Source organism: Thermogemmatispora sp. (assembly GCF_019683635.1).
GTDB lineage: Bacteria > Chloroflexota > Ktedonobacteria > Ktedonobacterales > Ktedonobacteraceae > Thermogemmatispora.
In genome coordinates, this window is record NZ_JADGIA010000142.1 from 1 (window position 1) to 13,719 (window position 13,719).

The window sequence follows — 13,719 nt, forward strand, 5'->3', positions numbered from 1 at the left end:
GGAGGTTAATGCCTGTTTTGTGACCAAAGATGTCACCTTTTCCGCGAGCATGGCGTATCAGGAAGAGGATGACCGTTTCGCCTTGGTCAATCAAGCAGGCTCTCAGGGAAGAGAGATCTTACTGTCTGAGATGTGCCAATGACAAGAAATTCATGAAGAGGAGGTCTTTACATGAGTAAGGCAGCAACGCTAGTGGCGCTTGCCTCGGCTCTGGAACAGAAGGACTACCAGCAAGCCGCCGCCTACCTCGCTGACCACTTCGTGTATTACGGGACTGGCACGCAGCATCTCAGCAAGCCTCAATTTCTGGAGCTGCTGCAGGCGCTTCAGAGCGCTCTTCCCACCCTACGCTTCCACCTGCAACATTTGTGTGAGACTGAGAACCGTGTGACCGCCCATCTCCAGCTCGCGAGCCTGCCCGTCCGGCCTTTCACTACCGAGGGTGGTCTGAGTCCCATAGCCGGGGCAGGCCGCAGTAAAGCGCATGATCCGCTGGAGGCCGGACTGGAGTGCACCTTTGAGGGGACTTTCATCACCAGTCTTCGAGTCAAAGCCCCACCTCAGCAGAGAGCTGAGGAGGACACGCTGCGCGCGCTAGGAGCCGCGCTTCGCCAGAGCTAAGGGGGTGCGTTGCAGGACGGTGCTGGCAACGAGAGCCACACCAGGCCACGCCAGCGGAGGAAACTGGGGCCACTGCAGTGCCGGAGCTTCCTCCGCCCCATCTAGGCCAGCCTGGCCTCACTGCCCTGTATGTTGCTTCCCCTTCGGTTGCCCTCGCCTTTTTTCTCCGCTGGGACTCAGGCGATCCCTGCCGCCACGACCCCGCTCATCGTGCCAATGAGCAGAGTATGCCCCACCAGTGTGGGTGTGGCAAAACGCGAGGTTGGCTCAATGGAGAGACGAGCACGGACCGCCCCCGTCTGGCGATTGAGAGCGTAGAGCGCCCCCGTGCGATCGACAACGTAGACGGTATTCCCGCCCACGATAGGTGAGCCGTTGATGTTTGCTGGCGCCTGCCAGCCGCGGATCAGGCGCGGACCACTGGCGACGGTCACCTGGAGCACGCCAAGTGAGCAAGGGATATACATGACATTGTCGACGCGCGCCGCTCCACCATAGGCATCACAGAGCTGCTGCTCCTGAAGCTGCCCCCCTACACCACCCAGAGCATTGGCCCGCAGTAGATAGGCAATCCCCGATTTGCCGGCGATGAAGAGCAAGCCGTTGGGCAGCAGAACCGGCCCCAAGGAGCTGAGGTCAAGATCGGCGGCGTTATCGCTGGCCCACTGCGTAGGAGCAAAGCCATCCTCAAGCTGGAGGGTGGGGGAGAGACGCAGCACCGAGTCGCTATGATCCCAGGCGCCCGAGGTAACAGCGCCATTGCCTACCGAGACATAGAGATTACCGGCGCCATCGACCGCCGGTCCAGCGGGGGCCCAGATCCCTCCTTCGCGGGGCGTGGGCACGGTAAAGGTCAGCATGGGTGCCCGCGGGTTGGTGGTAGGCACTGCGACCACACGCCCACGATAATCGCCACAGTCGCCATAAAGCCCTCCATAGGCGACATAGATGCGCCCATTGGCCAGGGCCAGAGCAGCCCGCTGCTGGTGGACACGCGGATCAGCGCCCGGCGGATCAATGCCGCGACTGAATTTGAGAGCTCCGCTGTCGGCATCCACTCCGACGAGCAGATGGCGCGGCCCGCTTACCTCAGCTACGGCAAAGATCAGGTTGGTGGCTGGATCATAGACCGGCGTGCCAGTGATGCCCAGAGGATCAATGTTTCCACAAGGAAGGGTCGAGAGCGGTACGGGCGTTCCAACGCTGGTACGCCAGATCACGCTGCCTTTGTTCAGGTCAAGAGCGTAGAGAGAGTCGCCTTCGGTTGCCACGATGACCCGCCCATGCACAACGAGAGGCTCGGCATAGACCGCTCCGTCTAGATGGGCGGTCCAGAGCGAGATCAGGCGCGTCGGATCAGGCACGCCGGCTATGTAGCCGCTACGGGTGTTGTCTCGATGGTAGGTGGTCCAGTCTGTGCCTCCCCCGGTTGCCGCCGGCACTGTGGCCGTGACACCAGTGGTCGGCGTGGAAAGGGAAAGAGGCGAGGCAGTCGGCGTAGCTACACCACTCGCTGGATTCCCTCCACAGGCGACAAGCAGACCAAGGAGCAACACGCATAGCGCCAATCCCCTAGGCATCCACGGCCAGCGCCAGTGCGCTCTGACTCCGCTGCACCAGATCCTTTCTCTCATGAGTTGACAAGAATCTCTTCTTGTCACGCCAGCTCCTCTTTCCCGATCTGCGTGTGTTGTTGTGGACATAAGCCTTTCTCCTCAGTGAGAGAGTTTTTTCATGGAGCATTTCATCTTTCAAACTGTCGAAGATGTATTAATCCTTTGATTTAGAGTAGCAAACTATCTTTTGCGAAGTCCGAAATAGCAGTATATTCCAATTCATCTACCAGGCAGAGCTGGTACTTTCGAGCAGGTAGGTAGAAGCTACTCTTGACGCAGGCAAGCAAATATGCTACCATGCATAACGTATCGCAGTGCGATAGGTTGCGCGATACAGTATCACACGGCGGAATACCTGGAGTGACAGGACCTCGTCGTTCCTCTCCATCTGTATCACGCGCGGGAGTTGGCCCTTTAACGGAGCCTGGCATGGCCCCGGGTCAGGGTGCGCAACCTGGCCCGCCAGGCAAGAGACCGGTAGAGGGTCGTTTTTTAACTGCTCGCGCGTGGCGTGTCGCGACACTGGCCCTTCTCAATCAGCTTGCAGCACATCGTTTCTTCTTCAACCCCACTCCATCGCCGTCGGTGGCGATGGCAGCAAGCGTCAGACAGAAAGGACAAAGCAGTCATGAGCAACCTCGGCTTTGAGAACACCGACACCATCCTGATGGAGGAGCGGCTCTTTCCCCCATCCCCCGAAGTCGTTGAGCGGGCCAACATCATGGCCTACATGAAGTCCAAGGGCTTTGAGAACTATGAGGACTTCTATCGCTGGTCGCTGGAGCATCGCGAGGAATTCTGGAACGACATGGCGCGCGAACTGCACTGGTTCCAGCCCTGGCATACCACTTTCCAGTGGACAGAGAAGCCCTTCTTCCAGTGGTTCGTTGGCGGCAAGTTCAATATCGTCTACAACTGCCTTGACCGCCACATGCAAACCTCTACACGCCAGAAGGTGGCCTATTACTGGGAGGCCGACGATGGCTCCAGCCGCACGCTGACGTACGAGGATCTGTACGTGCTGACCAACCGCCTGGCCAAGGCCCTCCAGAACCTCGGTGTCAAGAAGGGCGATCGCGTTGCTATTTACATGCCTGTCACTCCCGAGCTGGTCGCCGCTATGCTGGCCACTACCCGCCTGGGCGCTATTCATACGGTGGTCTTCGGTGGGTTCGCCGCGAGCGCTCTGGAGGAACGCATCAACGATGCTCGTGCTAAGGTGCTCATCACCGTCGACACGGCCCATCGTGGGGGAAAGCTGATTGAGTACAAGAAGATCTGTGATGAGGCGCTTGCCAATACTCCCACGATCGAGAAGGTGATCGTCTTCAAGCGCGAGGGCACCGAGGTCCCGATGCAGGCCGGACGCGATCTCTTCGCCGATGAGCTGCTCCAGGATATCCCCAACGATACAGTGGTGCCGTGCGAGGAGACGGATAGCGAGGATCTCCTCTACATCCTCTATACGAGCGGCAGCACTGGCAAGCCCAAGGGCGTGGTCCACGTCCACGGTGGCTACGCGGTCGGCGTCTACACTACGACGAAGTTCGTCTTCGATATCAAGCCCGACGACATCTATTGGTGTACCGCCGACATTGGCTGGGTCACCGGCCACAGCTATATCGTCTATGGTCCCCTGCTGAACGGCGCTACCGGCGTCCTCTTCGAGAGCACTCCGCAGTATCCCGCCCCCGATCGCTACTGGAGCGTGGTCGAGAAGTATAAGGTGACCATCATCTACACTTCGCCCACAGCGATCCGTGGCCTGATGCGCTTCGGCGAAGAGTGGCCAGCCAAGCACGATCTGTCCAGCCTGCGCATTCTGGGCACCGTCGGCGAGCCGATCAATCCCGAGGCCTGGATGTGGTACCGCCACAACATCGGGCGCGATGCCTTGCCAATCATGGATACCTGGTGGCAGACGGAGACGGGCATGATCCTGATCAGCCCGACAGTGATCCTGCCGCTGAAGCCGGGCAGCGCCACCCGTCCGCTGCCGACCATCGATGCAGCGGTGGTCGATAAGGATGGCAATCCTGTCGAGACCGGCAAGGGCGGCTTCCTGATCATTCGCCATCCCTGGCCGTCGATGATGCGCACGATCTACGGCGATCCGGCCCGCTATCGCACCTACTGGGAGACAATCCCCGATGTCTACTTCGCGGGCGATGCGGCCACGATCGATGAGATCGGCTACTTCCGTATCCAGGGCCGCGTCGACGATGTGATCAAGGTGGCTGGCCATCGCCTGGGTTCGATGGAGATCGAGTCAAGCCTGGTCAGTCATCCGGCTGTGGCCGAGGCCGCCGCGATCGGCAAGCCCGATCCAGTCAAGGGCGAGCATATCAAGGTCTTCGTGATCTTGAAGGCCGGCAATGAGCCGTCGGAGGCGATGGCCCAGGAGCTGAAGCAGCACGTCCGCACGAACGTCGGCCCCATCGCCACACCCGATGAGATCGAGTTTGTGACTGCGCTGCCGAAGACCCGCTCCGGCAAGATTATGCGCCGCGTCCTGCGCGCCCGCGAGCTGGGCCAGCCGTTGGGCGACGTGACAACGCTGGAGGCCTAGCCTCCCCGCTCGGCTTCTACACCTGCCGGCAACCCGGTGAGACAGACGAGTAGAAGCAGCGAGCAAGAGCGACCGGGTAGTGGAATGACTCTGCCCGGTCGCTCTTTTTACTTTTGTTGGCAATGGTGAGCCTGCCTAATCTGCACCAGAGAGTTCGGGAACGCCCAGTCCCGGCGCGCGCAGCTCAGAGGTAGTGGCCTCGGGATAGTAACGCTGCAAGAGTTCCAGGCCGATGCTGGCGCGCCGCACACGCTCGCGCGAGAGGGCGACGACGGTGGCTTCCAGATGGCCGCCGCTGGGGTAGACATCGGGGGCGTTGCGCAGTCCAAATTTGAGGTAGACCGGGGCGGCAATCCGCACCAGCTCGGCAATTTCGTAGTGACGCACGAAGCCACCGAAGTCGTCGGGAGCTTCGACGTAGACATCAAGCGGCATGTCGGTTGCTTGCCGAATGGCCGCCAACTGCGCCAGCGAGAGATCGGTCGGCGTATTCAGGGTGCAGCCCCCAAGCTGCTCCATGACGCGCGCCGCCGCCGGGTTGGCTGTGCCGATCTGGACGGAGAGCTTGAAGACGAAGTTCGGCGGTAGCGCACCTGCTTTCTTCATCTCGCCGGCAACCCACAGGAGTCCCTCGTCGGCCACCAGCACCGAGCGGATGCCCAACTGAGCAGCGCGACGGATATCCTCCAGGGCATAGAGGAGCTGGTCCATGCCCCGCTGCCTGGCTCCAAGGTTGCGCCCTGAGCGGCTCCAGAACTGGGCGCCTGTATCCCAGCCGGCGCGCGGGCCGACAAAGAGGCTGACTTCAATACCCATCTCATGCCCCAGACGAGCCATCGCTTGAATTTCATCGCGGCGCAGCAACATAATGCCGCTGCCTTGAGAGACGCGATGGACGCGCACACCATATTCACGCGCCGCTTCGCGCACGGCCTCCAGAGCCGCTGGTCCCTCCACACTGGGGATCTCGACGCGATACTGGGCTCCATCGGGGAAACGCTTGGAGGAGGTGGGCAGATCGTGCGCGTCACCCGTCGGCAAACCTAGCCGTCGCAGGAAGGCGCGCGTCTCCTGCATCAGCTCAGCCATTGTTTTGCGCTCCTGTCCTTACTGCTTGCTCTCTATGACATGAGGTCGCTCGTTTGTCTATTTGCTTGCTATGCGCGACTATACTATCCCGGCCTATTCGGACATGCCGCGTACGGGGAGACCCTCCCAGGCACGGCGCAGCTCTCCACCAGGATCGTCTTCGACGCGACAATGCAGATCAAAGATCATGGTGGCCCGCCTCTCGGGCGTATAGGGCGGCCAGTCCGGCAGGTCAGGAGCTGCAGGCACACCGTTGCGGGCGAAGGCCAGCCAGGCGCCGCTCATCCTGGCGGCCAACTCCTGCAGCTCCGGCTGCAGACCCTCGGTGGCGCCCAGGAAACGCCGCGCCGGCTCCAGGTTGTCGAAGACAAAGGGGATCTCCAGGGCGTGACAGGATTTGAGCCTGCCATCGAGGATCGGCGTCTCCCAGGTGAAGAGATACATGTAAACGGGCGCTGCACCCTGGGCAGCTTTACGCTCGGCCAGGCGAATGGAGTTGATACGCATCATGGCATCGCTCACAAGAGCCGCATAGCGCTCCGCCGGCGTCCGATCGGGATAGGCACGTGCGTAAGCCGTCAGCAAGCGCTCAGCAGCTTCTTTGTCCCTGACCAGCAGCTGGACCCGCTGACGCAAGCCCTCCTCATCAAGGGCGCCAAGCTGAGCATCTCCCAGCAGGAAGAGGGTGGCTTCATCTTTGTTGGTGCCAATGATGAGCGGGACTTGCGCGGAGATGGCTGGCGCCTGGGGATCAAAGGGATGCTGCGGAAGAATCTGGCCATCGACGACTGGCCCCCAGGGGCCGAGAGCATTGGGGTTGACAGCGTCGTTGACTTCGATGAGGCGCTGCGTTGGGACCTCGTGCAACTGCTCTCTATTGGTGCGTGAGATGCCCAGGGCTTGAAGGAGGCGTTCGGCGCGCTCGCTGGCCTTTTCGCGCGTGGCCATGCGCAGGGCTGGCCCGCTTTGGACAATGGCGCGCCGAAAGAGGCCAGCGGCAGAGGGCATGGCCATCAGAACGCTGACTTTGGCACCGCCGCCCGATTCACCGAAGATGGTGACGTTCTGGGGATCTCCCCCAAAGGCTTCGATGTTGTCACGCACCCACTCTAGAGCTGCGACGAGATCGAGCATGCCTACGTTACCGGACTCGGCATAGTCATCACCAAAGAGGTCGGCCAGGTGCAGGTAGCCAAACGGCCCTAGACGATGATTGACAGTGACGACAACGACGTCGCCACGTCGCGCAAGGTTGGTGCCGCGATAGAAGGCTGCCGAGCCAGAACCCATGCTGAAGCCACCACCGTGACACCAGAAGAGTACGGGACGCTTGCGGCCATCGGCAATCGCCGGCGTCCAGACGTTGAGGAAGAGGCAGTCCTCGCTTTCTTCTTCGCGTCCTGCCTCGCCAATGATGGCCCGGAGACGCTTCATCCCTTCGGGTGGCTGCGGACAGGCCGGACCATACTTGAGGGCATCGCGGACCCCAGTCCAGGGTTCCGGCTTTGTCGGCGGGCGGAAGCGGTTGCGTCCTCCCGTCGGCCCACCATAGGGAATGCCCTTGAAGGTTGCGACATCGTGGATGGTGGTCCCTCTGACTTTTCCGGCAGAGGTTTCGACGATGAGATCAGCCATCGCTTAAGTGCTTCCTTTCGTTCGATATCGTACTCTACAGATCTGCCTCTTTTCTTCCTTCCCTACGTTCCTAGGGAAACAGACTGGCTCTACTCATTCCTCTTTCCACCGGAGGGCCGATCATGCCGCTACCAGCCCCGGAGCGGGACAGGAGCCGGCGGCAAGCGATCGAGGCCGTGTGCTCGTTTGCGGGGGTTGACTGGGTAAGAGGTAGCGGGGACGAATGCATTGAGTAGCGGCACTTGTCTGATGTACCATTAGAACATGCCGACCTCTCATCTTCTGGCACCTGTCAGGTCAGGCGGTGGCCCTGTCACAGCAACTATACGTTACGTGGCCATTGAACGTCAAGCCGCGTCAAGAAATGGAGGAAGGTCATGGAGATTGTACCTGGCATTTATCGCCAGGAAGCCTACATCGGCAAGAAGCTGATGGCCCATCACTTGATCGTTGGAGAGCGCTCGCTGCTGGTCGATGCGGGCACACCCGAGCTGGCTCGCGAGGTGCTTATTCCCTGGCTCGCGGAACGGTTGGGTGACCCCGCCCGCCTGGATATGATCCTGGTGACGCATGGCGATGTCGATCACTTCGGCGGTCTGGAGATGCTGCGTGCTGCCTGCCCGCGTGCGTTGACGCTGGTGCCGGCTCTCGATCGGCACTGGATCGAGGACGCGGAGGCGATCTTCCGCGAGCGTTACGATGCCTATCATGCTGATCATGGCCTGACCTATGTCCCGGAGATGACGCAGACGCTGCGCTCCTGGCAAGGGAATCCGATTCCAACGGCGCTCGGCCTGACCGGCGGCGAGGATATCCGGTGCGGGCCGGAGCTGATGCTCCAGGTGCTCCACGTGCCCGGCCATACGCCAGGCCACCTGATGCTGTGGGAACCCCGCCGGCGCGTGGCGATTATCGGCGATGCTCTCAACGGCGCTACCCAGATCGATCGCGATGGCGCTCCGACGGCTCCTCCTCCCTATACCGACCGCGATATCTATCTCACCTCGATTCAGACGATCGCTTCCCTGCAGCCGGCGATCCTGCTCACCGGCCATTTCCCCATCATGCGCGATCAGGAGGTGACCACCTTCCTACAGGCCAGCCGCGATTTCGTCTTGCGCACCGATGCCGTGCTAGCACGCCTGCTGGCCGAGGCCACAGAGCCGTTGACGCTCGCTCGCTTGATTGAGCTGACCGACCCTTTGCTCGGCCCCTTTGGCTTTCCACCCGATCTGGAGTATGCACTGGAGGCGCATATGCGCTGGCTGGAGCGCTACGGACGTGTGCGCCGCCTTCAGCGCGAAGGGGTTGTGGCCTGGGAGGCCGTCCGAGGCTAAGCTTTAGGGTTCGGCCTTGTTTTTCGTCGGGTCCACTTCCCCCTGCCGCTTGACAGAGGGACCAGAGAGAGCGAGGCAGTCACCACGACGGGGACTCATCTGAGGGACAAGGGCGAGTCTGAACCAGGCTTACCAAGTGAGTCCACCAGTCGGCCTGTTTTGTTGACTCGCAGGCAGCCAAGGACAACGAGGTCGCTAGTCCAAACTCCCCGCCAGGGGAAAGGAAGAGGAGCGAAGCTATGGGAATGCTTTCCGGTCGCCTGGCGTTAGTCACCGGTGCTGGCATGGGCATCGGCCAGGGCATCGCCGTCGAGCTGGCGCGCCAGGGCGCTAGCGTTGGTATCCACTATGCTCACAGCGAAGAGGGTGCCCGCGAAACGCTGGCACGCATTGAAGCTTTGGGTGGCAAAGCGGTTGCCGTCAAGGGCGATCTGGCCCAGGTGGCCGACTGCCGCCGCGTCGTCGACAAGGTTGCTGAGGCCCTGGGCGGCCTGGACATTTTGGTCAATAACGCTGGGGTCACCCGCGCCGACGATTTCCTCAAAATCAGCGAAGAGACCTATAACGAAGTCTTCGATCTCAATATGCGTGGCTACTTCTTTTGCGCTCAGCAGGCCGTGCCCTATATGCTGAAACGTGGCGGTGGCTCGATCGTCAATATTACCTCGATTCATGGCTACGCCGGCTTTCCGCGCCATTCGGCCTACGCTGCCACCAAGGGGGCCATCATAGCCTTCACACGCGAGCTGGCCATCGAACTGGCCCCGCAGCGCATCCGCGTCAACGCCGTTGGCCCCGGCATTATCGAGGTCCCCCGCTATTTCGCCATCCCGGGCTACACCCGCGAGTTGGGCAATACCCTCGTACCTTGGGGACGCGTCGGTCACCCCGAGGATATCGGACCAGCAGTCGCTTTTCTCGTCTCAGATGCCGCCGAGTTCATTACGGGCCAGGTGCTCTTTGTCGATGGGGGCACCACCGCTCGCATGGGTCTATGGTGGGATCAGGGAGATACCCCTCAGTAGCCGAGCTTTCAGCGCTGGCCCCTGGCGCAACGCGGCCCCTGGAGCCAGCGCTGAAGGTCAGCAAGCAAGGAGCAGGCTGCCTTTCCTGCTCCGCTCTCCTCTTCCCGCCAGGATCTTCGCCTTGTCTGCTTCTGGTTTCGCCTGTCATCACGAATGTGATAAAGCTCACCCGCAACGCTCTTCGAGGAGAGACTGGCCCACGCTCCTGCTTCTGAACGCAAGATCGATGGGATGGCATTTTTACAAAAAGTGACCTATAGTTCATAGATAGGGGGAGAAAGAGAGCCAGCGCACCTTGTTGACCCGTTCAGTGCAACAGCGGTCGATCTGGCACCTCTACCCCAGCGCGACCGTGACCTACCCATTGATCATCACAGGATAGCAGGAGAGACAGGAGAGCATGACCCGTAACAACACAGGGCCGCTGCCAGGCACCCAGCTGGAGCAGCGGCAGACTGCAACTGAGATGGCAACAGCCGCAGCACGCTCCGTTGATGCTCAAGCTGCAACCATTATCGGCTGGATTCTACAGGGCGGCGTCCTGGTGAGCGCCGCCATTATTGTGATCGGTGTCGCTTGGCTCTTTCTGCAGCCTGGCGGCCCAGGGACGACGAGTGTGGCCCGGTTTCCTCACTCGCTTCCCGACCTGCTGACTGGTTTGCTCCAATGGCAAGCCCCTGCGCTCATCGTGCTTGGCCTGGTGGTGCTGATCGCCACTCCAGTGCTGCGCGTCGCTACCTCGATCGTCGCTTTCGCTTTAGAGCGCGACGCCCGCTATGTACTGATTACGCTGGCCGTCCTCCTGATTTTGCTCTATAGCCTCTTCTTTGGCGACCGGGGCACCAGCAGCACCCATCTCAGCAGCCTGGCCCATTTCCAGTTTTCCGCCCTCGTCTTCGCTCTGATTTTCTGCGGCTCGGTGGTTGCCGGCCTCCTCGGCTCCCTGATCGGCCTGGGCGGCGGTGTCTTGATCGTGCCTTTGCTGACGCTGGCTTTCGGGCTGCCAATCAGCTTCGCCATTGGTGCCAGCATCATCTCAGTGATCGCCACCTCCAGCGGCGCGGCAGCAGCTTACGTGCGCGACCGCATCACGAATATGCGTGTAGGCATGTTTTTGGAGCTGGCCACCACCACAGGAGCCATCAGCGGCGCATTCCTGGCCGGGCTGCTCGCTCCCGGCGTCCTAGGAATCATCTTCGGCATCATCCTGTTGCTATCGGCCTTGCCCACGCTCTTCAAAATAGGCGAAGAGCTGCCCTCTGGCGTGCAGAACGACTGGCTGGCAGCCCACCTGAGTCTGGCAAGTAGCTATCCCGATGAGCATCTCGGGCGCGAGGTAAGCTATCAGGTGACGCGTACTCCCCTGGGCCTGCTCCTCATGTTTCTGGCTGGGGTTATCTCGGGCCTGCTGGGCATTGGCAGCGGCGCCTTTAAGGTGCTGGCGATGGATGTGGTGATGCGCCTGCCCCTGAAGGTCTCGACGACAACGAGCAACTTTATGATCGGCGTGACGGCAGCGGCCAGCGCCGGCATCTACTTCGCCCGCGGTGATATCCCCCCCCTGGTGGCTGCTCCGGTCGCGCTGGGAATTCTCCTCGGGGCCTTGATCGGCTCCCGCCTGCTCTCGCGCTTGAGCAACCGTGTTATCCGCCTGGTCTTTCTACCAGTGATTGTGGCGACCGCGGTGGAGATGATTCTCCACGGTCTGGGGATCGGGGGCATTTAGCCACAGCCCCATTGGTCCACCACCACCGCGCAGGTGCAGCAGCCAGCATCTCAGCCCAGCCCAGGCCGAGCGCCTTGCTTGAGCTGGGCCTTTGATTCTCAGCCAGGCCCGCTGATACGCTGATTGGTGATTACCAGGAGCGCCCGCCCCGCCACCAACGGTGGAACATGAATGCTGGTACGTGCGCATCCTTCGGGCCATGCCAGCAAGGCGATCTCCGCCCGCAGATTTGCTGATCTTCCACTGCTGGTAGCGCAAGCAATGGTCTTGCAGTCTCCCTATGCTGTATGCTGTTTGCAAGCAAGCAATGAGAACTGAGGAAAGGTTACTGTGCAGGCTTCTTCCAGACCTTCGACAAGCCAGCGCCGCAGCAGACAGAGCCTGGCGGGCCTGGCCCCACTTGGAGCCTCTTGCCTCTGGGGAGGCATGTACGTTGTGAGTCGTGCCAGCTTTGGCGCCATTCCTCCCATCACGTTAGGACTGCTGCGCCTTTTGTTGGGAGGCGCTGCTCTCTGGCTGGTACTGCGTCTGAGCGGTCCTCGGGAGCCTCTCCCTCGTGAGGAACGCTGGCGCCTGCCCTTGCTTGGCTTGTGCATCGCCGCTACGATCACGACGCAGTTCATGGGGACCGATCTGGCCAGCGCCCATGATGGAGCGCTGTTGACCACGATCACGCCCCTTTTCATTGTACCTCTGGCCTGGCTCCTGCTCGGCGAGCGCCCACGCTGGCGCGTTGTTGCCGGTACCCTGCTGGCGTTGGCTGGCGTGGTGATCATTGTTGGTAGTGAGCAGGGAAGCGGCTTGAGTGCGCAGGCCCGTTCGCTGCTCATTGGTGATGGGCTGCTGATTATCTCGGCCTTGTTCTGGGCCTTGTTCACTGTGCTCGGGACGCCGCTGGTACGCAAGCACTCAGCCCTGGTGGTCACGACCTACGGCACGCTCTGGAGCCTGGTCTTTTTTGCTCCTCTGGCCCTCTGGGAACTGGCTCAGCACCCTGCTCTTTCTCTCTCGCCCGCCTCGCTGGCGAGCGTACTTTACCTGGGACTGGGCGCGACAGCTCTCGCCTGGTTTCTCTGGTACCGCGGTGTGGAGCGGCTGCCCGCCGGAGTGGCTGCAATTTTCTTCTTCGCCCAGCCCCTGGTTGGCGGTTTGCTGAGCGCACTCTTGCTGCAGGAAGCCCTGGGACCTGGCTTCTGGCTCGGGGGCCTGGTGCTGGCATTGGGGATCATACTGGCTTCGCTCTGAGTCCGAAGAGCCTGACAGCCTCTTCCAGCAAGTACTCTCGCAACTCGTACCCGAAAAGGGTGCCTCGTTGATATTCCACGCCCGAGATGTCGGGGTTCTGGAGCAGTTGGGTGTTGAATTTGACGTGTTCAACCGTTCTCAAGGAGACCGGCGCATATCGGCAGAGACGGTTCACCCAAGTAACGACGTTTTCGACCCGGCTCTCCAGGGAAGGGGGCAAGCCTTTGTCCCGCAACCCCTGCCCGTCTCCCGCCCCGCAGGCGCGACAGGACCGGCTGCCGTGCCGAGCGTTCTTCCCGCAGCCGTCGCATTTCTGCGGATTCCGGTTCAGGAACCGCGGCTTGCGGTAGCGCGTCTTGCGGTTCCTCCTGGCCCGGCGCAGAGCCCGGCGTTCCGCGAGCGCCTGCCGGACCTGCTTGCCCCAGTGGTGGATCTCCGCCGCCCAGACGACGAGACGACGATTCGGCCCCGCCTGGCGAACTCAGCCACCAGGGCCATCCCCGTGGTCTCCGAACCGGGATCGCACTTCACCACGACCGGCTGAACCTCTCTCCCTTGCCTGTCCCTTAACATGATCGTGAAAGGATACCTCCGCAGGATCGCCGCCTGGCCGGCTTGTAGGAGCATCCGGGCCCGGGCGGGACTACACGGCATGAGCGGCCGCTTGTCCTTTCCTACGACCAACACTCGCTGCTGCAAGGCTGACGCCTCCTTCCTCGTCCCGGGCTTGTGCCCCAGGACGGTCAAGTGAGCCTCGCCGACGTTCTCCCGGCTTGTTCTGCGAACGGCACTGGCTTCAACCCCGTACACCTGTTTCACCGCCCGCGACAGGGCCTGGAGCTGGCTCACGCACCCC

At 61.4% G+C, this 13,719-nt stretch carries 11 protein-coding genes and 1 pseudogene; 7 read left to right on the plus strand and 5 right to left on the minus strand.

All coding sequences use genetic code 11. From position 1 onward, the window contains the following. Positions 1 to 171: 171 nt before the first annotated feature. Positions 172 to 621 (plus strand): nuclear transport factor 2 family protein, encoded by a 450-nt coding sequence (locus IRZ31_RS14935; RefSeq protein WP_297155012.1) that lies wholly within the window; start codon positions 172 to 174, stop codon positions 619 to 621. 176 nt (positions 622 to 797) lie between these two features. Here the strand turns inward: IRZ31_RS14935 and IRZ31_RS14940 are convergent, their stop codons facing one another. Next, on the minus strand, positions 798 to 2,177 hold the full coding sequence (locus tag IRZ31_RS14940) for a PQQ-binding-like beta-propeller repeat protein (RefSeq protein WP_297155014.1): 1,380 nt from the start codon (positions 2,175 to 2,177) through the stop codon (positions 798 to 800). 688 nt (positions 2,178 to 2,865) lie between these two features. Here IRZ31_RS14940 and acs point away from each other — a divergent pair. After that, positions 2,866 to 4,806: an acetate--CoA ligase gene (gene acs, locus IRZ31_RS14945; RefSeq protein ID WP_297155016.1), complete on the plus strand. Its 1,941-nt coding sequence runs from the start codon at positions 2,866 to 2,868 to the stop codon at positions 4,804 to 4,806. Between the two features lie 135 nt (positions 4,807 to 4,941). On the opposite strand, the gene IRZ31_RS14950 is transcribed toward acs, so the two are convergent. Together IRZ31_RS14950 and IRZ31_RS14955 are read right to left on the minus strand one after the other, a co-directional pair. Beyond that, positions 4,942 to 5,883: a U32 family peptidase gene (locus IRZ31_RS14950; protein ID WP_363325673.1), complete on the minus strand. Its 942-nt coding sequence runs from the start codon at positions 5,881 to 5,883 to the stop codon at positions 4,942 to 4,944. Between the two features lie 105 nt (positions 5,884 to 5,988). Then, on the minus strand, positions 5,989 to 7,530 hold the full coding sequence (locus IRZ31_RS14955) for a carboxylesterase/lipase family protein (protein WP_297155020.1): 1,542 nt from the start codon (positions 7,528 to 7,530) through the stop codon (positions 5,989 to 5,991). Between the two features lie 377 nt (positions 7,531 to 7,907). Here IRZ31_RS14955 and IRZ31_RS14960 point away from each other — a divergent pair, with 377 nt between their 5' ends. The 5 genes and pseudogenes from IRZ31_RS14960 (at position 7,908) to IRZ31_RS14975 (ending at position 12,863) form a co-directional block, all read left to right on the plus strand. Then, complete coding sequence (locus IRZ31_RS14960) at positions 7,908 to 8,867, plus strand: MBL fold metallo-hydrolase (RefSeq protein ID WP_297155022.1); 960 nt, start codon at positions 7,908 to 7,910, stop codon at positions 8,865 to 8,867. 239 nt (positions 8,868 to 9,106) lie between these two features. Then, complete coding sequence (locus IRZ31_RS14965) at positions 9,107 to 9,892, plus strand: 3-oxoacyl-ACP reductase family protein (RefSeq protein WP_297155024.1); 786 nt, start codon at positions 9,107 to 9,109, stop codon at positions 9,890 to 9,892. 466 nt (positions 9,893 to 10,358) lie between these two features. Then, a pseudogene (locus tag IRZ31_RS21435) lies at positions 10,359 to 10,706 on the plus strand (DUF1634 domain-containing protein); the annotation flags it as partial. Positions 10,707 to 10,793: 87 nt separating this feature from the next. Then, positions 10,794 to 11,618: a sulfite exporter TauE/SafE family protein gene (locus IRZ31_RS21440; RefSeq protein ID WP_363325674.1), complete on the plus strand. Its 825-nt coding sequence runs from the start codon at positions 10,794 to 10,796 to the stop codon at positions 11,616 to 11,618. Positions 11,619 to 11,948: 330 nt separating this feature from the next. Next, positions 11,949 to 12,863, plus strand: a complete 915-nt coding sequence (locus IRZ31_RS14975) for a DMT family transporter (RefSeq protein WP_297155028.1) — start codon at positions 11,949 to 11,951, stop codon at positions 12,861 to 12,863. Here the strand turns inward: IRZ31_RS14975 and IRZ31_RS21445 are convergent. Further along, positions 12,844 to 13,098 carry an RRXRR domain-containing protein gene (locus IRZ31_RS21445; protein WP_363325672.1) on the minus strand — a complete coding sequence of 85 codons (255 nt, stop codon included), beginning with the start codon at positions 13,096 to 13,098 and terminating at the stop codon, positions 12,844 to 12,846. The two genes, IRZ31_RS14975 and IRZ31_RS21445, sit on opposite strands and share 20 nt — an antisense overlap. 92 nt (positions 13,099 to 13,190) lie before the next feature. Then, complete coding sequence (locus IRZ31_RS21450; protein ID WP_363325675.1) at positions 13,191 to 13,517, minus strand: RRXRR domain-containing protein; 327 nt, start codon at positions 13,515 to 13,517, stop codon at positions 13,191 to 13,193. Positions 13,518 to 13,719: the final 202 nt, after the last annotated feature.

Excerpts from the sequence above, each read along its gene's own strand:
- IRZ31_RS14935 (WP_297155012.1), top strand. The coding sequence starts at position 172 with ATGAGTAAGGCAGCAACGCTAGTGGCGCTTGCCTCGGCTCTGGAACAG.
- acs (WP_297155016.1), top strand. The coding sequence starts at position 2,866 with ATGAGCAACCTCGGCTTTGAGAACACCGACACCATCCTGATGGAGGAG.
- IRZ31_RS14950 (WP_363325673.1), bottom strand. The coding sequence starts at position 5,883 with ATGCAGGAGACGCGCGCCTTCCTGCGACGGCTAGGTTTGCCGACGGGT.
- IRZ31_RS14955 (WP_297155020.1), bottom strand. The coding sequence starts at position 7,530 with ATGGCTGATCTCATCGTCGAAACCTCTGCCGGAAAAGTCAGAGGGACC.
- IRZ31_RS14960 (WP_297155022.1), top strand. The coding sequence starts at position 7,908 with ATGGAGATTGTACCTGGCATTTATCGCCAGGAAGCCTACATCGGCAAG.
- IRZ31_RS14965 (WP_297155024.1), top strand. The coding sequence starts at position 9,107 with ATGGGAATGCTTTCCGGTCGCCTGGCGTTAGTCACCGGTGCTGGCATG.
- IRZ31_RS21450 (WP_363325675.1), bottom strand. The coding sequence starts at position 13,517 with ATGCCGTGTAGTCCCGCCCGGGCCCGGATGCTCCTACAAGCCGGCCAG.